This window comes from Aeromonas sp. 600774 (assembly GCF_049175075.1).
In the GTDB taxonomy this organism is placed as follows: Bacteria; Pseudomonadota; Gammaproteobacteria; order Enterobacterales; family Aeromonadaceae; genus Aeromonas; species Aeromonas veronii_A.
In genome coordinates this window covers 76,406-100,479 of the sequence record NZ_JAAKUJ010000015.1, presented here as the reverse complement: position 1 = coordinate 100,479, position 24,074 = coordinate 76,406, and the positions used below count along the sequence as shown (strand labels likewise).

Below are 24,074 nucleotides of genomic sequence, written 5' to 3'. Positions count from 1 at the left end.
TATGCCACTCATGAAGGATATGTTTGATTTCACGCCCGTCAGTAGCTGGGTGGAAAACTTCAACGAGTCGACTCACGACTCGGCCAGCAGGACGCGGATTTTCGAAAGCTTCGTCATGCTGCCCGAGGTTGAGGAGTCGGCCCGAATTATCCTGGACCGAATTCACCGTAAGCAAGGTCGCGGCTTCTTCATCACCGGTCTATACGGTTCCGGTAAGACTATCTTCATGGCATGGCTATCCGCCATTCTGACCGAACCGACGCTGCGCAAACAGTTCCTCGATACCAAGCCCGAATGGGGCATGGATGCGCTTGCACCACGAAAATTCCTCACGATCAACTTTACCGCCATTGAAGTGCCTGACGAGACCCTCGAGCAGGCTTTCTGGAACTCGGTTACTGACCACTTGCGTCACCTCTCGCCGCCAGTAACGGCGACTCTGTCAAACACCGACGCTTATCTGGATACCTTTTTCAATCACACCGCCAGCGGCACCCGCAGCGATGTCGAGAACTGGATTCGTGACAACCGGAGTCTCTCCGTCGATCAGCTTCGCTCCTATGACAAGGAATATCAGAAGACCATCATTGAGCAGGCTGTTGCCGCCCTGAACATTCAACTCGTCCAGGACCGCACCACGGTCACAGAAAAGGTCAAGAAGCTGGTCGAGATCGCCAAAGAACGCGGCTATGAAGGCGTCCTGGTCTTTATTGACGAGTTGTATCTTCACCTGATCCAGAGCGACGAAGACTTCAACCGGGGCACTGCTTTCCTTGGACAACTGGCCGAAGCTGGACTGGCCGGGGATCAACCGTTCTGGATTTTCGGCGCGGTTCAGGAAGAAATTCAGGCCATCGCCCGCCAAGCCGGGCGCAATTACGATACAGAGCTGATGGGCAAGCTTTCCGGGCAATCCGGCCGCTTCCAGTCCATCAACATCCCGGTCACGCAATTTCATCGCATCTACAATCACCGGCTGTTTCGTGAAAATTCCAAATGCGTTCACAAGCTCGCCGATGCCTTCAAGGCTGAAATTCAGCCGCACTTCCGGGGAGCCTTTAGTGACTTCCTGAAACGGTACTTCCGCGAACGCGAACCCGTCACCGACGAGGCAAAACACTTTGCCGACGTTTATCCGATGCATCCCTTCGGGCTGTACTGCCTCACCGCGATCACCAACCGGGGCGGCAGATCCCGTGGCGCACTGGGATTTGTCCAGGAGTTCATTGAAAGACGCCTGCAGGATACCAGCAACTGGAAACGCATCGCGGTGCTCGACGACGTGTTCGACTACGAGGATCTGCGTAACAAGATCATCCAGGACGATCCCGAGATGGCCAAGTATTACGGGATGTTCGAGCGCTTCTGCAGCACGGCCAGGGACGAGGTCCTGTCCCGCGTGCCCTACAAACGCTGGTCGGAGGCCGATCAGGCTGCCGCCAAGGTAGCGAGCGAGCGCCTGATTAAAGCATTGATCGTCCTCTCCATGGTCAAGGAAGAACTCACTGTTTCCAAGCTGAATGACGCGCTCTTGCTGCGATGGCCCGGCAAGGAAAGTGACCCCGCTGGAAGCGACCAGGAAACGGCCCGAATCCTGGAAAAGATTGCCCAAACATTTCCGCCCCTACGTCAGAAAGGCAGCGAGGATAATCTGAGCTTTTTTCTCTCGGTTGAAGGAGACGGGGGAGAACGCGAAGAGCTGTTGGTTGAAGTCGAGCGGGTCAAGAATGGCTTCGCACCGGATATTCAGCTTGAGAGCGCCTACCGCTCCCATCTTGAACTGTTCCTCCGCTTCCCGGGCAGTCCGCTGGGCGGCACTGTGCCGCCACAGCATGGTTTCTCGACCCAGGTGGATGTGGATTGGCAGCGAACACGCCGCTCCCTGGACTATCGGCTTGAACCGGTGACGGCGCTCACCAACGACCACGCAGTCATCGGCTTTGTTAAGGACGTGCCCACCACCAAGGCACTGCACCTGGCCGTGCTCTACCCGTCAGCCTCGCCGCTCGATGTCGAGATGGATGCAGTCCGTCATGGCAACGGACGGACCCTCGTATGGCTACCGGCCACATTGCCAGCCCAGGATATCGATGAGCTCAAACGTAGCATGGCTTTGGTCAAGCTCTTTGGTGACTACCAGTCCCAGGTTAACGCGGGCGGTGCTTCGCAATCCGTCCGTCGCAAGCTAGAGTTGCTGGGCGAATGGATTGACCTTCCCGCCGGAACCAAATCGGCCCAGCCTGCCCGCAAGGCCACGGAGATTTTGCTCGAATCCTTTGTGAACGGCGAAATCCGCCAGTGGAACACCAAGGACCAAGCCTGGGAAATCCTCTGTGAGCCCGCAGAACTTCTTTCCCTCAACAACAGCATTCCGCAGAGTGAGCGCTCTCTGGAACGGCTCCTGGAAAAGGTCGCTACCAAGGCTTTAGCCAAGGTCTTCCTCTTTCATCCGGATTTCCGGGAGGCCTATTCCTTTAGCGCGGACTTGAGCAATCAGATGCGCAAACGCATCCTCGAAGCCATCTGGAAAGGCCGCGTGACCGACGGGGATGGGACTGCCAAGACTGATCTTGAAAAGCACCTTGCGCCGCTTGGTTTGCTCAACACCGGTGTGCCCGGAGAAGTCTCGGTCACACTGGCCGCCAGCAGCGTGGAAGCCTTCAAAAAGGCGAAGGAGCGGATTCGGGACAATATCCGCAAGGCCAACCCGCCTGCCACGAGCATCGCGGAAACCCGCAAACGGCTGAAAACCACGGACCTGGGATTGACCGACACCTGGGTGGATATCCTGATCACGCTGCTCATCAGCACTGGGGAGATCAGCGGCTTCACCATTCACGGCAAGACGGTCTCTCAGGATGATCGCACCATTGGCAGCCCGGTTGACTGGCTCCAGGAGCTGGATGAACTCCGTCCCGGGACGCGTCCGGATGAAACCCTGTGGTACGACCTGACCGAGTCGCTTCACGCCCTTGGCCTTTGGAAAGAAGGCACCGGTTACAGCCCGGCAGCCGCCGAGCGCCTTCTTGACCTCTTGAAAGAGACGGAAACCCGTGCCCGGCACGAGTTCCGCCAGGCCGAACAGGCATTGCAAACCTGGCCCGGAGCCTCGGTTCCCGACGCTATTTCCGAATGGGCCGACATTTTTGCGCTGCCCGAGGATGGAAGAGAAAGCCGGGTTGCCTGTTATGCCTCTGTGCGAGGAGCCCTGCGCGACATGCTGGGGCTTGCCGAGGACGATGATATTGAGGCGGCCAATCGTTACACCTGCGTTGAAGAATTCGCCAACCGCGTGCGGGAAGCCCGCGATTTTCTGGATCGCATTTCCGAGCTGGCGAGTCTCACCGGCAAACTGCGCGAACTCAAAGCACTGGGCGTCCCGCCCACCATTGAAAAGCCATGCCAGGAGCTACTCGACAGCATCGAGACCTACGTCAAATCCGCTGGCACGTCCGGGGAAATGAGCCGTATTACCGCCGAATGGAAAGATCTGCACGAGCTCTATCTCAACCAGTACCTGAGTGAACACGCGGGCCTGCACAAAGATCTGAAAGCCCTCCGTGATGCCGTGCTCGGCAGCCCAAGCTATCAGGTGCTGAAGGACCTCTCACGGGTGGAAGGGCTTAGCGCCCATTTCAGCCCGACCTTTATCGAAGCCCAACTGACCGACCTGTTGACCCAGGTCGGCGTGCAGCAGGTTTGCGAACAGAGCCTGGATGACGTGAAGAGCGACCTGTCCCACGGCTGGGTGTGTTCCGCCTGTGGCTACAAACCCGGCAAGCGTCTGGAACTCAAACCGGACCATTTCCTGGAATTGGTCGAGCGCGGCATCAAGGAATACCTGGATCATGTGCGGGGCTGCGAAGCCGAACTCCGGGATTACGTCAGTGACACGCCAGCCGCAAATCCTTTGCTGGGGTTGCTCAGCGATCCCGCAGAACAAAGCGTCCTCGATGTACTGCAAGACGCCACCATGCGCCAACACCTGGCAGATGCCCTGGCCGAGGCGGAAGCGGTGAAAGTGAATGTCGATGAATTGCTTGACCTGCTCAAGCCGCGACTCCTTGGCTTCTTCAAGGGTGGGCGGCATGAATTCGAGCAGTATGTTCAGGGCTCATTGGGTGAGCTACTGAAAAAGAACGATTCAGAAGAAGAAAAGCCTTGGAAGGTGGAGTAAGCAATGCCCATCGTTAGCGAAAAACCCCTGATCGAAATCCTGTCGCCCGAAGAGCAACATGACAGGTTTGATATCAACTATTACCTTCCGGAATTTATCGATGCAGAAAAATCGTTAGAGAGTTCTAGTACTCCCTTAACGACGCTCGGTGAAATAATGGAAAATGATGCGAGTTATGGAGTCTTGCCCCCGTCTTCTTGTTATCTCGAAGATGAAGGTGGAATCCTATTGATTCGCTCTTCAAATATCACCAACGAGGGCATCGATTACGAAGATGCTATTAGAGTCCCGTCAGAGTGGCTTGACTCAGAAAGGGCCAGGATAAAACAAAATGATATCCTGATTAGCATAAAGGGTGCCCGAGCTTTTTTTGATATGTGTGTAGCGCCTGAAGAATCGCCAGAGGCCATCGTTAATGGCAGCATATTTAGATTTCAGTGCAAGGAACACGTAAGTCCTAAATTCGTCGTGTTATGGCTTTTAAGCAAATCAATCCAGTCTTTAGTTTTTAGAGAACGGACGAACCTCGGCATTAGCTATATCTCTCTGGACATATTGAAAAGCATACCATTCCCTGACATTTCGTACGATGAGCAGTTAAAGATAATTGGTCGATATCACAGTGTCTTGCCGATGCTTTCGCCGCAGGACAGCATTATTTATGCATTCAATAAAAAACTGTCCGCAATCACGAAGAAATATAACTCGCTCCTTTCTTCGGAATGTGGCGTCCACCCTCCAAAAAAATCAGGGAAAGTCATTGTTTTAAAACCACACATCTTTTCTGATCGACTTGATTGGAAATGTTATGACCCCTCTTACGTGGGGAGTCAAGAGGCGCTCTCCAGCATGTATGGCGAGTGGACAACAATTAGCGAAATATCACATTTAAAAAACGACTACTCAAAAGGCGAAGACCCTAATGAGGAATGCAAACTACTAAAAATTCGGCTGCATGGTAAAGGGGCTGCACTGCGAGACATAGTTGAAAGAAGAAAAATCTCTGGACCTTTGACTTCAGTGAAAGAGGGACAATTGGTTTTTTCTAGAATTCGATGCGCTCAAAAGGGTATAGCAATAGTCCCTCATGATCTCGATGGTGCTTTCATTTCCAAGGAGTATTATGCAATCGAGGTTGACTCTAATAAGTACATTACCCAACTTCTTTTTCGAATTCTGATTTCAGACAGATATGTCGCGTTCTATAAATCGGTAATGACTGGGGGCACAACAAGATATCGTTTGGCTGTTGATGATTTTCTCGGTCTCAGACTACCCAAAGTTACAGTTGAAATGCAGGAAAAGATATTGGCCGCTCTTATCGAAATTGAAAATGAAGCGGACGCAGTAAGGTCTGAGAAAGAAGCGTACATACAGAATTGCAGAAAAAATGAACAGCGGGTGCTTTCAAATCTACTTCATCTTTCTGAAGACAAAAAATTTCAATCCATTCAGAAAAGAATATCGGAGGCGCTGCAATGACTGCCTTGGAACAAGCCCTGGCTGGCATTTGGCGCAGCCGTGAAAAGCAGAAGTTGCCCTATCTGCTGGTTAATGACGTTCGCGGCTATTTTGTCGAAGCGCCCGCCGAGCTGCTGGTCGATGACCAAGCGATTCCCGTGCATGTCTGCGCCAATGAGTTTGGATTGCGCCGCCATACCGAACCCGAGCGTCGGCAACCGAATCCACCCGCTCGTATCATCATCTCGCGCCAGCAACTTCAGCCGGATCATTTGCCGGACTTACAGGCGCGCTCCAGCGTGTCGCCCCGCACGGTTACAGGTTGTGACATAGCAAAGGCGCTTGGCGTGCAGAATCCCCGGGCCTTACTTGACCGGCTTCCCATCCCCGCATTGTGGAACTTGGCCCCGTACCTGCCGCAGCTCGGCGCTTACAGTCTGGAGCGCGTGGTGCTCGCCTCGCTGCTGAACGATCCCAGCGTGTTGTCTGCGGGCTGGGAGCCGGATCGGATTCTCGACAAGCTCTGGTACGAGGATGCGCTGGCCCGGGTACGCGAGGTTCTGGGCTCGGTCGATGCGGACGAACGCCGGGCGCTGGAACAGGAGTTTCTGGACGTGGTTCGTACCTGGCTCGATGGGGCGCGTTTCTCCCTGGTCGAAGCCGCAGTGCTGGAAAGCGACCCGCCGCCGGTGCTGCCGATCTGCCTGCTCGCCTCCATTTTGGATGGTTGGAAGATGCTTACGCCGGAACGGATGCGAACCTTCCTCGATGGCAGCGAACTGGGCGACCTGTTTGTTGACGTGCTCAAGGACGGGCAAAGCCTGCATGGGCTTGCCGAATGGGGCCGCCGCATCACCTTAAAAGACGACACACCCTGCAAACAGGCGCTGCACTACCTGCAGCACGAAGTCTTTCCGAAGCACCCCAGTGCCGTCACCGAATCCCTTGCGACAGTGGTCAAGGGCGTTGGTGGCAAAGGATCGGAGCGTCTGCTGAATCAGCTCATTCAGGTACTGGAGGCCGATGGTGGTATCCTCGCCCAAGGACTGGCGGTCACCCTGCACGCGTTGCTCGATGTGGTGGTCAACGGCGAGCGGGCCGACACGCTTCCGCTTGAAAAGGCCCCCTGCAAACTGACCGATGCGTTGGAAACACCGGATGCACCGGAATGGGAAGAACTCCTGGAAGCACTGCGCCGACATCAGGCCCGCGAGCAGTACGAGGACCACGTGTCGCTGCTGGAAGCGATGGTCACTATTCACCGGCTTACGGACAAGGCTGAGGCGGCGGTGAAGAATCTCGCCTGCCTGGATTGGAAGGCTTGGCTGAAGCTGGTGGATTCGGTGTATCTGCCGCTCTCAACGATGGCGATGGAAGCGGAACGGCGGTCCAGCCAGTTACCGGAAAAGGTCAATGTCTTTCGTATCACCCTGCGTGCGAAAAAGGCCTGCGATTCCATTCGCATTGCTTGGGCAGATTTCTATGTGCAGCCGAGCCGTGGGCTGCCGAAGTGGCTGAATGAGCGCAAGTTCGCTGCAGGAACCAGCAGGCCGTGGCTGAACAGCGATGTCATGGAATCTGCGGTTAAGCCATTGTTGCAGGATTCGGAGATCAAACAGGTCTACTTGGTGGTCTTTGACGGGATGAGCGTAACTAACTGGACGTTGCTGCGTGATCGCTTTCTGATGATGCCGGGGCGCGAGCTGTTTCGCCCTTACCAGTCGCTTGGGCCTGAATTCCGAGCCTGCACTTATCTACCCAGCATCACCGAATATTGCCGACAGGCCATTTTTGCTGGCGCGCCTCCGACGGAGTTCCGGAGCTGGCCGAATGGGAAAAGTGAACCCCATCTGCTCGAACGTTGCCTGGACAACCTGGGACTTTCGCCTTCCTCCTGGTGGGATCGGGACAAGAGTTATCTCTGTTACAACGAGAAGGATGCCAATGCCGACACCCTCAACCGGAAAATGCGCGACCTGGTGGATGCTCCCGGGCGCTTCAAGGCGGTGGTGTTCAACCTCCAGGATCGGCTTCTGCAGAAGGGCATGTCGAGTCTCCAGGAGATCATGCTGGCCTATGTGAAGGAGGTGGCGTTGCCCCACCTGCGCAGGATCGCCGCCCAGGACAAGACGGCTGTCGTCATCACGGCCGACCATGGCTTCACCTGGTACAACACTCAGTACGTCATTGACGATTTACAGTCAGCCAGCGGCCCCGGTCGGGATGTCTTCATCCATAACCGCTGCCTGGAATACAAAACAACCAACCGCACCACCTTTGGCCCTGTGGATGTAAAGCGAATCGAACCGGTTGTCGACTATGGCCTTCCAGCAAGCCTGGATGCTGTTGAGCTGCCCTTTGGGCACGACAGCTATGGCTGGCCTAGTGCCAAGCAGACATCAATAGGCAACCCCTACAAGGTTCAAGGCAACGACCATGGTGGTTTGACCCCGGAAGAAACAGTCATCCCGGTTGCGGTGTACATAACACGAGGAGCGAAATAACAGATGGCAACTCTTGAGCAATTCAGAGATTTTCTGGTCTCGGATTTGGGCTTCAAAGCTCACCAGATCAATGATGGTGGTGGTGCTGGCGTTGTCACAACGGTTGAAGGGCTGGACGAGAAAGCCTCGTTTCTGGTGTCAACCAGCGTCGGCAATTGCTATGCAGCCTTCAAGCACGAAGGCTCGGCAACGCTGAGTGAATCTGAGGCAAACCGATACAAAGCCCTCAGCATTCTTATGCCCAATGGTCCGGCAGCTTATTGCGTCATCGATGTGGCAGGCCATTTACGCATCTATCTCGTCGAAAAGGGGAATGAGATTCATGACGAGCTGAAAGACTGGGATGATGTTCGCGATGCCGAAGATATGGTGCGTGAATTCAAGCCAGACGTAGTCAAGAGCCTACAGCAGTGGGCGCATAAAACACTCCATACGGAAAACAGCCTCTCCCGTTTCGTGCAGCTCATGAAGGGTTGCTGGCAGGACATCTGGGATATCGAGAACAAGCGGAATGACTGGATCTTCGACGAGTTCACGCGCTTTCTGTTTATCAAGCTCAATGAAGACGCAAAACCTAACGGAAGCTTTACCACCGCCAAGCTGAAATCTTATTGCGAGCAAAACAAACACATGGGTGACAAGGCCGCCCAGAACTTCATCAACAACCTGTTCGATGATCTGATAGGTCATCATCCAGAAGTCTTTACTGACGATAATGAGCGAGTATTCAGCAAGGCTGCTACCGTTGAGCGGGTCATTGCTCGTCTTGAAGGGATCAACCTGAAAGACACCCAAGGCGATGTGCTTGGCCGTGCCTTCGAAATCATGCTGTCCGATACCTTCAAGGGTAAAGACCTCGGCCAGTTCTTCACGCCACGAGAAATCGTCGCGTTCATGCTTGATTTGGCAAGAGAAAATCCTGAAGACGCAGCTCTGGATATTAAAAAAGGTCAGCGATTCCTTGACGGTTGTGCTGGGTCAGGCGGTTTCTTAATCGCTACTTATGAAGATGTCTACAAGCATGCTTTATCGAATAAAATCCGAGGAGAAGAACGAGAAAAGCTTCTTCAGCGCCTTGGACAAGAAACATTCTTTGCCAATGAAATTGAAGAGAAGGCAGCGCGTCTTGGAAAGCTAAATATGATTGTTCATGCAGTCAACGCGCAGAACGCGCAGTGGCTTCACCAAAATTATCTCTATAACGAGGAATATGGTGGATTAAAGCCATCGATTGAATATGAGGTCGATTTTGGCTCTGGCAAACAAAAGAGATATATCGGTCCAGACAGTATTGACCTGATCCTCACCAATCCTCCATTCGGTAAATCAGTCAAAACCGAAAACATCCTATTGGAGTATCAGTTTGGGCATGAGGTCAAAGTCTTCAAGACCAAGGGGCGCCCTCCGGAGAAGCGACCAAAAAATAGCCAGGACAGCGAGGTCCTCTTCATCGAACACTATATTCGGGTGTTGAAGCCGGGCGGCAAACTGCTCATCGTTCTTCCGGACGGTGTGTTGTCGAACGCCACCGCGAAGCCCGTTCGGGATTACATGCGTGAGCACGCTATCATCAAGGCCGTGATTTCTCTGCCCAGCGAAACCTTCGCATCAACCGGAACCTCCATTCCGACCAATGTGGTGTATCTGCAGAAGAAGCGTCCGGGAGATGTCCAGGGCGACATCTTTATGGCGCGGGCTGACCATGTCGGCCGCCGGGCCAATGGCGACCCGAGCAAGGAAAATGATCTCCCGTTCATCCTTGAAAAATTCCGTGAATGGCAAACAGGAATGCTTGAACTCCCGGAGGAGGATAACGAGTGAGCGAGCTTTATATCGGAAAATATCTCGATCCTAATGGGATGCCGGGAGAGCTGTACCGCCATAAGCTAAGTGACCTGATCACTCACACCTTTATTTGTGGCGGCTCTGGCTCCGGTAAAACGGTAATGGGTAAAGCCATCATTGAGGAGGCTGCTCTCAAGGGGGTTCCCTCGATTATCGTGGATCTCAAGGGCGACTTATCTTCCTTGGCGCTTGCTTTCGGAGAGCTGGCTGCCCCGGCCGTTGCGCCATGGGTCGAGGTTGAAGACAAATCTACGCTTGGTCGCGCCGCCTTGGCTGAAGCTAACACCTTCCGGAAACGGTTATGGGATTGGGGGCTTGCCGAAACCAACGTGCGGGAGTTTTCCAACCAGGTAGCCGTTGAAATTTTCACCCCCCGCAGCGAGCTCGGCCGCCGGGTATCCATTCCGCTCATTTCTTCTCCACCGCCGGACATCAATAAGCTGTTTGACGAGGACCCCGATACGGCTTCGGTCATGGTGACCAGTATGGCGGAAGCGTTGGTGCGTCGGGTGATTCCTTCGGGACAGCGGGACCGGGAAACCGATTTTGTCACAGCGCTCATTGAGCACGCCTGGCGTACGGGTGTTGATCTGACTGGCGAGGCAGGCCTTGGGCAATTGGTCTCCATGATTCTGGAACCGCCCTTTGCCACCATTGGTGTTCTGGGGATCGATGACCATATTCCCGAGAACCGGCGTCAAAAGCTTGCACAGGCGGTTAACGGACAGCTCGTCGGTGCTGCTGCCAACTGGGTCCGTGGCGAAGAGATGAGCATCGACAAGCTGGTGGGTGCCAACCGTGTCGACGGCAAGACCCAGATCAGTGTTATAAGCCTCGCTCACATCACCGACTTTGAGGATCAGAGCTTTGTTGTCGCCCAAATAGCCTTTGCGATTAACGCCTGGATGCGTAAACAGGGTAGCGCTCCCGGTGGAAATAGGCCTCGCCTGTTGTTCTTCCTGGATGAGATCGGCGGTGGCGGCGGAAAAACCGCTTTCTATCCCACTTATCCATATACATCCACCTGCAAACCCGCGCTGAATATCCTGGTCAAGCAAGGGCGCGCCTTTGGTGTCGGCTGCATCCTGGCGACGCAAAATCCCGGGGACATCGATTATAAAGGCCTTTCAAACTGCGCCACATGGATCGTCGGCAAACTGCAGACCAAAAGGGATAGAGACAAGGTTCGTGAGGGTTTGACAGACGCGGAATTTTCACCTTCCGATCTGGCCAAGAAAATAGCTCGCCCCAAGACCGGCGAGTTCATGCTCCTGAACAAGGAAGGCGATGTCCATTTCATCAAGGAACGCTGGCTGCTGACGTATCACTGCACTATGAGTCCGGAGCAGCTTCGCCGATATAAAGGCAAAGGGTTGGCACCCTATGAAGGCTCACTGAATACAGACATTGTTTTTGAAGGTCTCGAGGAGATCATCAAGTCCGACGAGCAGGAAGAAACCCAATCGCTTTGGAACGATGCCAAGGATGCTATTGGGCAAGCCTGCAACCTGCTCGAAAAGATTCTCGAGTACGACATCAACTCCGAGAAAGCACGCCTTTGGATATCCATCCTGCGTGATCCGGATGGGTTTAATCGCCACCTTCAGGATGCCCAAAGACAGCTTGCCGAGTATGCAACAGCGGCTCCCAGCCCCAACGCTAGCAAAAGCCAAGAGCCCAGCGGCCTGATTACACTGCTCTCTGAAAAGAAGAGTGCGAACCAAGGTCCTCTGTTCAGCCATATACGAGAGGTGACGATCCCTGTTTCCACTCTGCCTCCGAGCGATAGTGTCCTTGTGGAGGATGATGGCAGCGTCACCTACAAAGGGAGAAGATTCCAACTTTACCGGAGATACGCTGGCAAAGCTGTGGCGTTCATTGAGGAAAATGGCCAACTGAAATTTTCTGTCGAAGGTAAGGTGCTATCGAAAAGCTTCAATTTATAGGCAATCTAATGAGCATCCAGAGTGCAGCCATCTAGAAACTGAAGCTATAGGCAAGCCACGTAAGCCACTGAAATTGCCGAGCTGACCATCAAAGCTGTGCTCTGGATATCTGGAGCTAAGACACCAAAGGCCACAAGTGCTGGGATTTAACTTGTGAGCTCCCACCAGGAGTACATGCGCAGCAGAAGTATCGGCTATAGACGCTCTTGTAAGGGGATAAGGGGTACAACGAAGTGAAGCTATTGCTTAAAGTTCGTTGTTATAGGGTCATAAGCAAAGATAACTAGTCTGATATATGTGGGTTCAAATGTGGGTTCAAAACTAAAAAAGCACTTTCATTGAAATGAAAGTGCTTTTATTTTCAATAGCTTAGCTGTTATGACTTAGTTCATGCCGTAACGCTTGAGCTTCTTGCGCAGGGTGCCACGGTTGATACCCATCATCACGGCTGCGCGAGTCTGGTTACCACGGGTGTACTGCATGATCACGTCCAGCATCGGCGCTTCGACTTCGGAGAGAACCATATCGTACAGATCAATCACTTCCTGACCGTTCAACTGGGCCAAGTAGTTACGCAGGGCCTGTTGCACAGAGTCACGCAGGGGGCGCTGGGTCGGCTCGGCAGCGTGATTGTGAGTAGTTGTTACCAATGCATCAGAAGTCAGGGTTTGTTCGAACATATTCGGTCGGCTCTTTAGTTATCTTGTTAACCTAATCCATCGAAATACGCTTCGAGTGCTTCTAGTTGTGCGTCAGCACAATCCAGGGCATTGAAGTGCTTACGGAATTCTCGGCCCGTCTCTTCTTCATCCAGATACCAGCCCACGTGTTTACGGGCGATGCGCGCTCCCAGATATGCACCATAAAACCGGTGCAGGTTGGTGACATGCTCGTTCATCAGGGTGCGAACCTCTTCCCTCTCGGGAGGTGGCAGCTTGGTGCCCGTCTCAAGAAAATGACGGATTTCCCGGAAAATCCAGGGTCGTCCTTGCGCAGCGCGGCCGATCATCACGGCGTCCACACCGGTATAGTCGAGGACATACCGGGCTTTCTCCGGGCTGTTGATGTCGCCATTGGCGACAACAGGAATCGATACGGCCTGCTTAATCGCCTTAATCGTGTCGTACTCCGCTTCGCCCTTGTAGAGGCAGGCACGGGTACGACCGTGCACGGCAAGGGCCGCGATACCGCAATCTTCGGCGATTCGGGCGATCTCCACGCCATTGCGGTTATCCGGATCCCATCCTGTGCGGATCTTCAAGGTGACAGGTACTTTCACTGCATCCACCACGGTCCGGCAAATTGCTTTGACCTGATCGGGGTAACGCAGCAGGGCTGAACCTGCCAGCTTCTTATTCACTTTTTTTGCCGGGCAGCCCATGTTGATGTCGACGATCTGTGCGCCCTGCTCCACGTTGTAGCGGGCAGCAAACGCCATCATCTCGGGGTCGGCCCCGGCAATCTGGACCGATCGCAAACCGCCTTCTGCAGAGTGATCCATCCTCATCCTGGTTTTCTGGGTATCCCAGACATCCGGGTTGGCCAGCAGCATCTCGGAAACGGCCATGCCGGCACCCAGCCGCAAACAAAGTTCACGGAATGGTCGGTCTGTTACACCGGCCATGGGCGCCACAATCAGGGGAGTTTCAAGCGTGTGGGGACCTATCTGCATTCCACGGTTACCATCGGCTTAGGGCGGCGTATATTACGCATTTTTTAGGCAGGAGAAAAGGTTAGTATTTGAGCGTCAGCCATTTTTTTCTGAAAAAAACGTCGAGCCAAGGCTTGCAAATTCAGGAGTTATTGAAAAACAGCCAGATTGACTGGTCAGGAGTGCTGTACCATTCGGGTCACCTCCTTGCTCAATTGTCAGTCCACTTGTCAGTCCCGTTTGCGTTATGATGGCTGGCTTATGTGAGCAAAAGCTCCAAACATTTTTGCAACAGTGCGAATCGGGGTTCTATGACGTCAAGGTTCATTACATCACTCTGGCCGTGTCTGCTGGGGGTCATGTTGGGGTCTGCGCAGGCGCAGACCATCAGCTTCGGCGAGGCCTGGACCCGGGTCATCCAGCAGGATGAGGAGCTGGCTGCCGAGCAGGCCGGGGTCGATCGGGCCAAGCAACTGCGCGAGGCCGCCAAATCCATGTATCTGCCCAAGGTGGATGTGGGAGCCAGTTATACCCATCTTGATCAGCCGATTGAACTCGATGCCCTCGATCTCAATCCGCTGGCCAAGCAGAAAGATCTGATCCTGGCGCTCGGCAGTCTGTTCGGGGTCGGGGCCAACGCATTTGTCACTCCCCTGACCAAGCAGAATGTGGTGACCAGCTCGGTCAAGATGCTCTGGCCGCTGTTTGCCGGTGGCCGCATTGATGCGGCTCAGGATATCCGTCAGGCGCAGGTGAGCGAGGCGCAGCAACTGCTGGTGCTCAAACAGCAGTCTGCCTTCGAGAGCCTCTCCCAGACCTATTTCGGCGTGGTACTGGCTGCTCAGGTGGTGCAGACCAGGCAGGAGATTGAGGACGGGCTGGCCCACCATCTGGATCATGCCAAGAAGCTCGAAGCGCAGGGGCAGATTGCCCGGGTGGAGCGTCTCTCCGCCCAGTCGGCCTATGACAGAGCGCGCATCGATACCCAGAAGGCCCGTCGCAGCCTCGAGATCGCCGAGCTGGCCCTCGGCCGCATGCTGAAGCTGCCGGATGCCCAGCCGGGCAATGGTCTGTTCGTCAACAAGGAGCTACCGCGTCTTGAGGGGTTGGTAAGCCAGACCCTGGAAGTGCACCCCGGCCTCAAGTTGCTAAACGCCAAGAAGGAGCAGGCCAAGGGGCTGATCCGGGTCGAACAGGGCAAATATGCCCCCGAGGTATTCCTGTTCGGTAATTACAACCTCTATGAAGATGATTCGATCGCTTCCAAGACCACGCCGGACTGGCTGGTGGGGGTGGGGGTCAGCATGCCGCTGGTGAGCCGCGATGGCCGCTCCGAGACGGTGCAGGCGGCCAAGAGCGCCGAACTTCAGGTTAATCTGCTGCAGGCCAAGACCCGCGAGGATCTGAAACTGTTGGTCGAGAAGACCTGGCGCGAAGCAGCACAGGGGCTTGAAGAGTATCAATCACTCTCCTCCACCCAGGCGCTGGCCGAGGAGAATGTGCGGCTGCGTGACAAGGCGTTCGGGCAAGGGCTTTCTACCTCCCTTGATGTGGTGGATGCCCAGAACCAACTGGCAGGAGTCAAGACCCAACGTGCGGCGGCGGCTTATCAATATGTGGTGTCGCTGGCCCGCCTGCTGGCCCTCTCCGGCCAGATGAACAGTTTCAATCAATATCAGCACGGTCAGGTGATCGAGGTGAACTCATGATCACCATCCGGTTCGTGCCTTTTTCTATCTCTGTTTCGACCGCCAAGGGTCGCCCGTTTGTCGAGGTGAAGTGATGAGCCATCCCCCCATCAAAAAGAAGATGAGCCAGGGTAAACCGCTGTTGTTGCCGCTGGTGCTGGTGATCCTGGTGGTCTGGCTCGGCTGGCGCTTTTGGCTCGCCTATCAACCGGAGCCGGTGCATCTGCAAGGGCAGATTGAGGCTCAGCAGTATTCAGTCTCTTCCAAGGTGCCGGGGCGCATCGACGAAGTGCTGGTGAAAAAGGGCGATCAGCTGACCAAGGATCAGCTGGTCTTTACGCTGGCAAGCCCCGAGATTGAAGCCAAGCTGAGCCAGGCCAAGGCGGGTGAAGCCGCTGCAGGGGCGCTGGCGCAAGAGGCGGAGAAAGGGGCTCGTGCCCAACAGATCGCTGCCGCCAAGGATCAATGGCAAAAAGCCAAGGCTGCCGCCCAGCTGCGTGGCAAGACCTATGAGCGGGTGGCCAGCCTGCACCGCGATGGCGTGATGCCGCTGCAAAAACGCGACGAGGCCTGGACTGCCTGGCAAGCCGCCCGCTACAGCGAAGGGATGGCGTGGCAGCAGTACCAGATGGCGTTGGAAGGGGCGCGGGAAGAGACCAAGATCGCCGCTCGCGAGAAGGCCAAGATGGCGGCCGGTTCCGTGGCCGAAGTAGAGGCCTATCTGGCCGACACCCGCATCACCAGCCCCCACTCAGGCGAGGTAAGCCAGGTGCTGCTGCGCAGCGGCGAGCTGGCGCCGCAAGGCTTCCCTGTCGTGACCCTGCTCGATATGAGCGATGCCTGGGCCCAGTTCCATGTGCGCGAGGATCTGCTGCCCCGCTTCCCGGTTGGCACCGAGTTCGATGCCCGCATCCCCGGCCTTGGCGATCAGATGGTGCGCTTCAAGGTGACCCATGTGGCCGTGATGGGGGATTTCGCTACCTGGCGCGCTACCGATACCCGTCAGGGCTTCGACATGAAGAGCTTCCAGGTAGAGGCTCGCCCGCTGCAACCGGTTGAGGGGCTGCGGGTTGGCATGAGTGTGCTGGTTGAACTCTGATGGGACGTGAATTTCGGCTGCTGTGGCAGGATCCCTTCAGCCGTGCCCTGATGAGCTGGGTGCCGCTGCTGCTGATGGGGATCCTCTGCTGGATCTTCTCGGCAGGGTTGGCCCGCGACCTCAAGGTGGGGCTGGTGGATCTCGATCACAGCATGCTCTCGCGCCAGCTCGCCTTTTCGCTGGATGGCTCGGCGGGGCTCAAGGTCGCGCAACAGTTTGACTCCATCGATGCCGGTGCCCACGCCCTGCGCGGTGGCGATATCTATGCGCTGGTGGTGATCCCCAACCATCTGGAGCGGGATGCCCGTCAGGGTACCCAGCCGCAGGTGACGGTGTTCAACAACGGCCAGTTCATCCTGATCGCCAAGCTGGTCAACTCGGCGCTGGCGCAGGTGGTAGGCACCCTCAACGGTCAGGTGGGCGTGCTGGAGGCGATGGCTGACGGCAAGGCACTGCCCGGCGCACTCGGGCAGTCGGTACCCATCAGCAGCCAGGTGACTGCGCTCTATAACCTCAACTCCAGCTACGCCCAATTTCTGCTGAGCGCTATTCTGCCCGCGGTGTGGCAGATCCTGGTGGTGCTGTTTGGCCTCAATGCGCTGGCCCGTACCGATCGGCTGGGGCTGGACTGGACCACTCGCGGGGTCTGGTTTGGCCTCTGGCGCACCCTGCTGCCCCACGTACTGATTGGCTGGGGCTGGGGGATTGTCTGGACACTGCTGCTGTTCAAGGGGTTCTCCTACCCCATGCACGGCAGCTGGCTGGTGCTGGTGGTGGGTCTGGGGCTCGCCTCGGCGGCCTGCGTCACCATGGGTGCCTTTTTCTACGGCATCATTCGGGATCCGGCGCGCGCCCTGTCGCTGGCGGGGGCTTACACGGCGCCCGGTTTCGCCTTTATGGGAGTCACCTTTCCGGTGAGTGCCATGGGGGATTTCGCCCGCTTCTGGCGCAGCCTGTTGCCGGTCTCCCACTATGTCGAGTTGCAGATTGGTCAGAGCAACTACGGTTTGCCCCTCTCATCGGCGCTGCCGCAACTGGGGGCCTTGCTGCTGTTTCTTCTCCCTTTGCTGCTGGTGGTTCGCCGCTACAAGCAGCAGGCCGAGCTGGCTCGTCAATCCGCCGTAGTGGCCGTCGCCGAGAAGGAGCCTGAGTGATGCTGGGATTTGTCGATCTGTTGCGCCTCGAGTTGCGCACCCTGCTGGCGGATCGCGCCATCATGCTCACCCTGTTTGGCGGGGTGATCTTCTACTCGTTTCTCTACCCCCAGCCCTATCTGCATCAGCTGCCGCGGGAAGAGGCAGTGGTGGTGGTCAACGAGGATGGCAGCCAGCTGTCCCGTCAGTTGGAGTTTATGGCCGATGCCACGCCGCAGGTGAAGCTGGTGGCGCGGGCCAATTCGCTGGATGACGCGCGGCAGCTGATGATGGCCGGGGAGGCGAGCGGGATCCTGCACATTCCCAACCACTTCTATCGGGATCTGATGTTGGGCAAGAGCGTCACCCTGAGCTACGCCGGTGATGCCTCCTACTTCCTGGTCTACGGCACCATTGCCGAAGGACTGGCGCAGGCCGGTGGCACCCTCGCCGCGCAGGTGAAGGTGGCGAGGCTGCTGAGCCACGGCGAGGCGCTGCCACAAGCGGCTATGGGCTGGAATGCGGTGGCTCTCAACGTGGTGCCGGTGTTCAACCCCACCATGGGCTATGTGAACTACGTGGTGCCGGCGGTGTTCGTGCTGATCCTCCATCAGGTGCTGCTGATGGGGGCGGGGATCCTGGGGGCGACCCAGAACCAGCGCAGTTGCCGCGGCGAGCACGGTTACTGGCAAAGCGCGCCGGTACTGCCGCTGCTGCTGGCCAGAACTCTGGTGCTGGCGGGGTTGTTCCTGCTGCCGGTGAGCTACTTCCTCGGCTTTTGCTTTGATCACTACAACATCGCTCGCCATGCCGACCCGGTGCAGCTTTGGCTATTCGCCCTGCCGTTCCTGCTGGCAACCTGCTGGTTCGGTATTGTGCTGGGGGCCATCTTTACCCGGCGGGATCTGCCCACTCAGGTGGTACTCATCTCCTCCCTGCCGCTGGTCTTTCTGGCGGGCTTTATCTGGCCGCTGGAGCTGATCCCGGCGCCCCTCAATTGGCTGGCTCAGTGGGTGCCCACTATCCCCGCTATCGAGGGTTTTCTGCGTCTTAACCAGATGGGGGCCGACTTCGCGCAGGTGTCCCGTTACTGGTGGCAGCTGTGGGGGCTTGCGTTGCTTTACGGCGTGCTGGCTTGCCTGCTGCTGCGTTGGCGGCAGCAGTCACTGCCGGTGGCCAGTCAGCCGGTCGTACAGAGTGAGACGACCGCCGGTTAAGCGGGGTAGGGCAAGCGCCCGTGAGATAGCGTGTGCGGTAAAGCGAAAACGGTCAGCCCTTGGGCTGACCGTTTTGTTATGTGGTGGGGTTAAGCGGTTTACTGCTGCTTTAGCCACGCTGGAGCGTGGGATCCCCGATGGCGTAGATCTGCCCCACCGCCGTCTCATCCGCCAGCAGACGCAGCCCTTGGGCGGCCACATCGGCACGGCGCACCAGTCCGTGTACTTCCTTGCCCTGACTCAGTTCGGCGCGGCCGGTGGCGTCGCCATCCTGCAGGCCCGCCGGGCGCAGAATGGTCCATGCAAGGGCGCTGGTCTGCAGCCAGCTCTCCGCCAGACTCTTGAGACGTACCTCGTGACCGAAGGCGGCGCGTGCCCGCTCCGGCAGATACTGCCAGCTGTCGCCACAGCCGAGGGAGGTGACCAGCTGCAGCCGTTTCAGGCCTACCTGCTCCATGGCATCGATTACATGGCGGTTGCCCTGATAGTCCACTGGCACTGTTTGGCGAAAGCTGCCGAGGGTAGAGACGACCTGTGCATCTTGCCCCGCCAGAACACATGCCTGCTGCACCGCAGCCAGATCCAGCGCATCCCCCTCGATCACCTCAACTCCCAGCGCACCTAGTTCTGTGGCCATCTCGGAGCTGCGTACCAGCGCAACGACCCGGTGACCCTGGCTCAGGGCGTGATGAGTAAAGGCGCGGCCCAGCCCGCGGCTGGCTCCGAAAATCAGTGTGGTTGGCATAGCTGAGCTCCCTTGGCAAAAGGGGCTAGCCTAGTGGCTTGTTCGCCTGCTGTAAATGAGAGTTGTTTTTATTTGTGAGTCAGCAAGGAGGAGAAGGTGCGAGCCGTCAGCGACTCGCACTCTTTGAGAGGCATCAGCCGTTGTAGTTGCCGATGCTGGGGCGACGGCTGGGGCCGCTCAGGTGGATATCCACCGGATTGAATGCCTTGATCGCCTCATAGCTGAAATCACCGATCGCCTGATGCAGGCTCTGGGGCGTGTGGTTGGTGATGATGATAACGCTCTTTGACAGGTTGCGACGGCGGCGCAGCAGGTGGCCGAGGAAGCTGGACTGGCTCTCCGCCATTTTGGCGCGGTTGGCCGATACCTCGTCGATGATCAGCAGATCCACCTCTTCCAGTGCGCGGCGGTACTGGTTGCGCTCATCCTGGTCGGGGATGACGTTGAAGAACAGCCGATCGACGATGGAGGCCCACTGCTGGAAGATCACCGATTTCTGGTGACGGGCGATCAGCTCATGCGCCACCGCTCCCGCCAGCGTTGACTTGCCGGTGCCGTAGTCGCCGTAGATCAGCATGCAGCCGCCACCGCTCTTTTCCCAGTGCTCGAAGCCGCTGATAAAGTAACGGGCTGTTTCGATGGGGTATTGCAGCGCCGGATCTGTGGCATCCATTTTGTCGAACACCCAGTCGGGGTTGAGGTCGGCCTGGGCGATCAGCTTCTGGATCCGCTCCTGACGGGCCGCTTTCTGCAGCTCGCGCACCTCGGCGTTGGCCTTGGCGTCATACTCCTTGCGCAGGGTCTCGTAGTCATACTGGCCGCCGCCGGTCTCTTGCTGCAGGCGACGAATGCGCTCCAGCAGGCCACCCACATGGCGGCTTAATTCCGGGTCGTGAACACGGTGATCCTGCTTGGCTTTGGCGATCTTCTGGCGCTTGGCTTCGATCTCTTCCAGCTCCTGGCGCAGGGGATCTTGCGGGTCAGTCATGGAATGCTCCTTCTGCTCGATCAGGGATGGGTAGACAAGGGGTTGATTCTGCCTGCAGGCGGGGGCCGCTATCAATCATTATCCGGCTCCTGCTGCGCTGCGGGTTCTTGCATCTGCTGTTCGGCCAGTCGCTTGGCCTCTTCAATCATCTGTTGGGCCCGTTTGCTCGGGCCCGACTCTGCCGGGGCCGGCGTCACCTGCTGGTAGCCCTGCACCTCCATCGGTTTGCGACGGGTGTAGCGGCGGGTCTTGAGGGCGCGAATAAACTTGAGCATCCATTGATGCTGGGAGTCGAACACCTCGGGGCGCCCCAGCCAGTAGGCAATAAACTCCCCCAGATCCTCTTCGCTGTAGCTGGCATCGATCACTCCGCACAGACGGGCGAGGGCGGGCAGCTCTTCGTCCGGGCGCCATTGCAGATGCATCTGGAAGGGGCGTTCCGGCAGCGGGCTCCGCAATTTCTGGGTGAGCAGTGGCAACTGAAAAGGGCACTGATGGTAGTGCTCACTCTCTGGCTGAGCCTCGACCTGCAGCAGGCCCGCCTCCATCAGTTCATCGAACAACTCGGTGAGCTGGCGGGCATTGACCTGAAACGAGAAGCCGCAGGGATCACCAGGATCGACCACCGCCAGCGCCCGACCCAGCTCGGGATAGTTGAGCCGGGCCGCCTGATTTTCCAGCACCAGTCGGCGTAGCTGCAGGGTATAGAGGCTGCGTGCCGGATGGGACAATCTGGGATGGGCAAGGGCGTTATATTCGGCTGGAGTCATGATCTTCTTCACGGGCTGGAGTGGGTGGCATTATCCCTTATGGCGCCCACTTGCACAATTCGGATGGCGGTCGTAGTCGTGGGGCCACCCGAGTGAATAGAGCTGCGCGGGCGGATAGGGTTCTCTTGATGCCATCGTATGATCGAGGTCTACTTTTGACGCAGGGTTTCCGCGCTGACCGCACTTTTGAGCTAGTCTTAATACCTAAGTAACCAATTGACTAATAAGAGCTTTATCAAGATGCCAAAAGCCGGGCTACGGATCCTGGTGGTGGAGGACGAGGCCGTTTTTCGCCACTCGTTAGTGAGTTACCTCGCGCGGGACGGGGCAACGGTGTTTCAGGCTGAGGATGGAATTGAAGGGTTGTCAGCCGCAGCTATTTATCATCCCGACGTGGTTCTGTGCGATCTGAATATGCCCAATATGGATGGCCGCGAGGTAATTGCCTGCCTCTCTGCCCGTTACCCCCATATGCCGGTTATCGTCATTTCGGCCCAGAGCACCATGGAGGCAGTCGCCAGCGCCTTGCGTGCCGGTGCGCGGGACTATCTGCTCAAACCCCTCGAGGATTACGCGCTGGTCGAGCGCAGTATCGAACAGTGTCTCAACGGCAGCGTCAACCGGGCGCAGCAACTGGAGCTGATGGATCACATCGACTATTTCAGTGCCCACGACAAGGCGGCCAGCCGCCTTCTGGCGGGGCTCAAGCCGCCGGGCTTGCAGGAGTGGGGCCCCTGGCAGGTCACGTTCAAGGGGCTGGGGCAGTTGTTTATTCCCGATACCTTCAAGGTGGAAGACAAGCTGCTGGTGCTGGTGATGGAGCTGCCGATCATGGGGACGGATGCGGCATTTTGTGGTGCGCTGGTGCGATCCTTGATGAACGTCCCCTACCGCCAGTTTCAGCAGAACGAGAGCCGGTTGCTGAGCCAGCCGCACCGGTTGCTCGACTACCTCAACCATCAGTTGATGGCGTCCGGGCTTCGCCACTCTTTTGCCATGGCGGCGCTGCTGTTTGATCAGCATGATGGGTTGGTGTTTGCCAACGCCGGGCTTACCTCTCCCCACTGGCTGATGCGCTCAGGCGGCCTACCCCTTGGTCTGATGCGCAGCAGCCACTACGCCCTGCACAAACGCAGCTGGCATGAACCGTTCGCCCTGCAGTTTCGCAGCGACAGCGGCGGCTCGCTGGATGTGCAGGTTCGTCATCACTGATGCCGCCTGATAAACAGGCCAAAACAAAAAGGGCGCCGATGGGCGCCCTTTTTGTTGTTTACAATCCTGACCGTTTAGACGGTGGCGGAGTGCAGTTTCTTCTCTTGAGCTTGCGGCTCTTTGGCCGGGCCTTCGGCACCGTGCATCCAGTAGACCAGGCGGTTGGCCATGGCCAGCAGGATCAGGGCGCAGATGACTGCAGACAGTGCGATACCGCCGAAGATGGCGATTGGGCCAGCTTCACCCACGAAGGAGCCAATCAAGCCGGCGACATAGTTGGCCACGGCAGTGAAACCGAACCAGGCGCCCATCATCAGGGATACCAGACGCAGCGGAGCCAGTTTGGTTACCATGGACATACCGATGGGCGAGAGGCAGAGTTCGCCCAGGGTGTGGAACAGGTAAGCGCCAACCAGCCAGAACATGGAGGTCTTGACGGTCTGATCTCCGCCCTGTTGCAGCACAGCACCCACCATGAACAGGAAGCCTACGGCCAGGAACAGCAGACCCATGGCGAATTTCACCGGAGAGTTCGGCTCTTTCTTGCCGAGCTTGATCCAGATGGCGGCGACGATCGGGGCCAGGGTGATGATAAAGAAGGGGTTCAGAGACTGGAACCAGGCAGTCGGTACCTCGAAGTCACCGATCATGCGGTCAGTATACTGCTGGGCATACAGATTCATCAGACCACCGGCTTGTTCAAAGCCAGCCCAGAAGATGATGGTGAACAGACCCAGCATCAGGATAACTTTGATGCGATCCACTTCCTGCTTGGTCAACGGAGCCTTCTGCTCCTTGTTGCGCTGTTCGGCGGCGCGCTGAGCTGCCGGTACGCGGCCGATGTCACCGAGGAAACGCTGGGCCATGGTGGCTTGAACTACCAGGGAGAGCAGCATACCAATACCGGCACTGACGAAGGCGGCTTGCCAGCCGTATGCCGTGGCAGCTGCGCCACAGATCACGCCGGCTAGCAGGGAACCCAGGTTGATACCCATGTAGAAGATGGTGAAGGCACCATCACGGCGGTGATCGCCCTCTTGATAGAGGTCACCCACCATGGTGGAGATGTTCGGTTTGAACAGGCCGTTACCCAGGATCAGCAAGCCGAGACCCGCATAGAAGACGTTAATGACCATATCAGGGAACATGGCGTGGGGCAGGGCAAGAGTGAACTGGCCTGCAGCCATGAGGATCGCACCAAACAGCACGGCACGGCGTTGGCCGAGGAAATTGTCAGCCAGCCAGCCGCCGATCAGCGGTGTGATATAAACCAGACCGGTATAAATACCGTAGAGTTTGAGGGCATCTGCCTGAGTCCAGCCCAGACCGCCGTTGGCAGTCAGGTCGGTCAGATAGAGCACCAGTACGGCACGCATGCCGTAATAGGAGAATCGCTCCCAGAGTTCGGTACTAAAGAGCAAAAAAAGCCCTTTAGGGTGACCTAGAAAGGTCCCTTTTGACGGGTTATTCATTGGAACTTCCACCTGTGTCTTATATTTTTTTGAGTTTTTTATGCAAGGGCGAGAAACACGCCTCAATCCTTATAGAGCATGTGTGAATAAATTACAACATTATGATTTGCTGAGGATTTATTTATTCTTGATTGATTTTTTGTTGCAAAAATGAAAAAGGAGCATC

Annotated in this window: 16 protein-coding genes; 10 read left to right on the top strand and 6 right to left on the bottom strand. The window is 56.7% G+C overall.

Going from position 1 to position 24,074, the window contains the following annotated elements:
• Position 1 precedes the first annotated feature (1 nt).
• From G5171_RS16770 to G5171_RS16750, 5 genes are read left to right on the top strand one after another with little or no spacing between them, the layout of a single operon-like run.
• Positions 2-4,177: a hypothetical protein gene (locus tag G5171_RS16770; protein ID WP_421260452.1), complete on the top strand. Its 4,176-nt coding sequence runs from the start codon at positions 2-4 to the stop codon at positions 4,175-4,177.
• A 3-nt stretch (positions 4,178-4,180) separates the two neighbouring features.
• Entirely contained in the window at positions 4,181-5,659 is a 1,479-nt protein-coding gene (locus tag G5171_RS16765) for a hypothetical protein (RefSeq protein WP_421260451.1), read from the top strand.
• On the top strand, positions 5,656-8,142 hold the full coding sequence (locus tag G5171_RS16760) for a hypothetical protein (RefSeq protein WP_421260450.1): 2,487 nt from the start codon (positions 5,656-5,658) through the stop codon (positions 8,140-8,142). The genes G5171_RS16765 and G5171_RS16760 overlap by 4 nt, the downstream gene beginning before the upstream one ends.
• Before the next feature lie 3 nt (positions 8,143-8,145).
• The gene (locus G5171_RS16755) at positions 8,146-9,963 is read left to right on the top strand and encodes an HsdM family class I SAM-dependent methyltransferase (RefSeq protein WP_421260449.1); all 1,818 of its coding nucleotides are present in this window, start codon (positions 8,146-8,148) and stop codon (positions 9,961-9,963) included.
• A complete protein-coding gene (locus tag G5171_RS16750) occupies positions 9,960-11,933 on the top strand; it encodes an ATP-binding protein (RefSeq protein ID WP_411623779.1) in 1,974 nt (657 codons plus the stop codon). Before G5171_RS16755 ends, G5171_RS16750 begins: the two co-directional genes overlap by 4 nt.
• 383 nt (positions 11,934-12,316) lie before the next feature.
• On the opposite strand, the gene fis is transcribed toward G5171_RS16750, so the two are convergent.
• The gene (gene fis, locus G5171_RS16745) at positions 12,317-12,613 is read right to left on the bottom strand and encodes a DNA-binding transcriptional regulator Fis (RefSeq protein WP_005309538.1); all 297 of its coding nucleotides are present in this window, start codon (positions 12,611-12,613) and stop codon (positions 12,317-12,319) included.
• A 26-nt stretch (positions 12,614-12,639) separates the two neighbouring features.
• A complete protein-coding gene (dusB, locus tag G5171_RS16740; protein ID WP_421251377.1) occupies positions 12,640-13,605 on the bottom strand; it encodes a tRNA dihydrouridine synthase DusB in 966 nt (321 codons plus the stop codon).
• A gap of 338 nt (positions 13,606-13,943) precedes the next feature.
• Between dusB and G5171_RS16735 the strand changes: the two genes are divergently transcribed.
• The 4 genes from G5171_RS16735 to G5171_RS16720 all read left to right on the top strand — a co-directional run bounded on the left by G5171_RS16735 (position 13,944) and on the right by G5171_RS16720 (position 18,721).
• On the top strand, positions 13,944-15,293 hold the full coding sequence (locus G5171_RS16735; protein ID WP_254204556.1) for a TolC family protein: 1,350 nt from the start codon (positions 13,944-13,946) through the stop codon (positions 15,291-15,293).
• A 73-nt stretch (positions 15,294-15,366) separates the two neighbouring features.
• Positions 15,367-16,371 carry an HlyD family secretion protein gene (locus G5171_RS16730; RefSeq protein ID WP_206900476.1) on the top strand — a complete coding sequence of 335 codons (1,005 nt, stop codon included), beginning with the start codon at positions 15,367-15,369 and terminating at the stop codon, positions 16,369-16,371.
• Positions 16,371-17,525 (top strand): ABC transporter permease, encoded by a 1,155-nt coding sequence (locus G5171_RS16725; RefSeq protein ID WP_216980156.1) that lies wholly within the window; start codon positions 16,371-16,373, stop codon positions 17,523-17,525. The genes G5171_RS16730 and G5171_RS16725 overlap by 1 nt, the downstream gene beginning before the upstream one ends.
• Positions 17,525-18,721: an ABC transporter permease gene (locus G5171_RS16720; RefSeq protein WP_421251376.1), complete on the top strand. Its 1,197-nt coding sequence runs from the start codon at positions 17,525-17,527 to the stop codon at positions 18,719-18,721. The genes G5171_RS16725 and G5171_RS16720 overlap by 1 nt, the downstream gene beginning before the upstream one ends.
• A gap of 109 nt (positions 18,722-18,830) precedes the next feature.
• Here G5171_RS16720 and G5171_RS16715 read toward each other — a convergent pair whose 3' ends face one another.
• From G5171_RS16715 to G5171_RS16705, 3 genes are all read right to left on the bottom strand, one after another.
• On the bottom strand, positions 18,831-19,466 hold the full coding sequence (locus G5171_RS16715; RefSeq protein ID WP_421260448.1) for an NAD(P)-dependent oxidoreductase: 636 nt from the start codon (positions 19,464-19,466) through the stop codon (positions 18,831-18,833).
• A gap of 133 nt (positions 19,467-19,599) precedes the next feature.
• Positions 19,600-20,454 (bottom strand): DnaA ATPase domain-containing protein, encoded by an 855-nt coding sequence (locus G5171_RS16710; RefSeq protein WP_216980158.1) that lies wholly within the window; start codon positions 20,452-20,454, stop codon positions 19,600-19,602.
• 71 nt (positions 20,455-20,525) lie between these two features.
• Entirely contained in the window at positions 20,526-21,224 is a 699-nt protein-coding gene (locus tag G5171_RS16705; RefSeq protein WP_421251374.1) for a DnaT-like ssDNA-binding domain-containing protein, read from the bottom strand.
• A 240-nt stretch (positions 21,225-21,464) separates the two neighbouring features.
• Between G5171_RS16705 and G5171_RS16700 the strand changes: the two genes are divergently transcribed.
• Positions 21,465-22,436: a response regulator gene (locus G5171_RS16700; RefSeq protein WP_421251373.1), complete on the top strand. Its 972-nt coding sequence runs from the start codon at positions 21,465-21,467 to the stop codon at positions 22,434-22,436.
• Between the two features lie 74 nt (positions 22,437-22,510).
• Here G5171_RS16700 and G5171_RS16695 read toward each other — a convergent pair whose 3' ends face one another.
• Positions 22,511-23,908, bottom strand: a complete 1,398-nt coding sequence (locus tag G5171_RS16695) for a peptide MFS transporter (RefSeq protein ID WP_421251372.1) — start codon at positions 23,906-23,908, stop codon at positions 22,511-22,513.
• Positions 23,909-24,074: the final 166 nt, after the last annotated feature.

Excerpts from the sequence above, each read along its gene's own strand:
- G5171_RS16705 (WP_421251374.1), bottom strand. The coding sequence starts at position 21,224 with ATGACTCCAGCCGAATATAACGCCCTTGCCCATCCCAGATTGTCCCAT.
- G5171_RS16760 (WP_421260450.1), top strand. The coding sequence starts at position 5,656 with ATGACTGCCTTGGAACAAGCCCTGGCTGGCATTTGGCGCAGCCGTGAA.
- G5171_RS16735 (WP_254204556.1), top strand. The coding sequence starts at position 13,944 with ATGTTGGGGTCTGCGCAGGCGCAGACCATCAGCTTCGGCGAGGCCTGG.
- G5171_RS16755 (WP_421260449.1), top strand. The coding sequence starts at position 8,146 with ATGGCAACTCTTGAGCAATTCAGAGATTTTCTGGTCTCGGATTTGGGC.
- G5171_RS16725 (WP_216980156.1), top strand. The coding sequence starts at position 16,371 with ATGGGACGTGAATTTCGGCTGCTGTGGCAGGATCCCTTCAGCCGTGCC.
- dusB (WP_421251377.1), bottom strand. The coding sequence starts at position 13,605 with ATGCAGATAGGTCCCCACACGCTTGAAACTCCCCTGATTGTGGCGCCC.
- G5171_RS16710 (WP_216980158.1), bottom strand. The coding sequence starts at position 20,454 with ATGACTGACCCGCAAGATCCCCTGCGCCAGGAGCTGGAAGAGATCGAA.
- G5171_RS16695 (WP_421251372.1), bottom strand. The coding sequence starts at position 23,908 with ATGAATAACCCGTCAAAAGGGACCTTTCTAGGTCACCCTAAAGGGCTT.
- G5171_RS16715 (WP_421260448.1), bottom strand. The coding sequence starts at position 19,466 with ATGCCAACCACACTGATTTTCGGAGCCAGCCGCGGGCTGGGCCGCGCC.
- fis (WP_005309538.1), bottom strand. The coding sequence starts at position 12,613 with ATGTTCGAACAAACCCTGACTTCTGATGCATTGGTAACAACTACTCAC.
- G5171_RS16720 (WP_421251376.1), top strand. The coding sequence starts at position 17,525 with ATGCTGGGATTTGTCGATCTGTTGCGCCTCGAGTTGCGCACCCTGCTG.
- G5171_RS16730 (WP_206900476.1), top strand. The coding sequence starts at position 15,367 with ATGAGCCATCCCCCCATCAAAAAGAAGATGAGCCAGGGTAAACCGCTG.
- G5171_RS16770 (WP_421260452.1), top strand. The coding sequence starts at position 2 with ATGCCACTCATGAAGGATATGTTTGATTTCACGCCCGTCAGTAGCTGG.
- G5171_RS16765 (WP_421260451.1), top strand. The coding sequence starts at position 4,181 with ATGCCCATCGTTAGCGAAAAACCCCTGATCGAAATCCTGTCGCCCGAA.
- G5171_RS16700 (WP_421251373.1), top strand. The coding sequence starts at position 21,465 with ATGCCAAAAGCCGGGCTACGGATCCTGGTGGTGGAGGACGAGGCCGTT.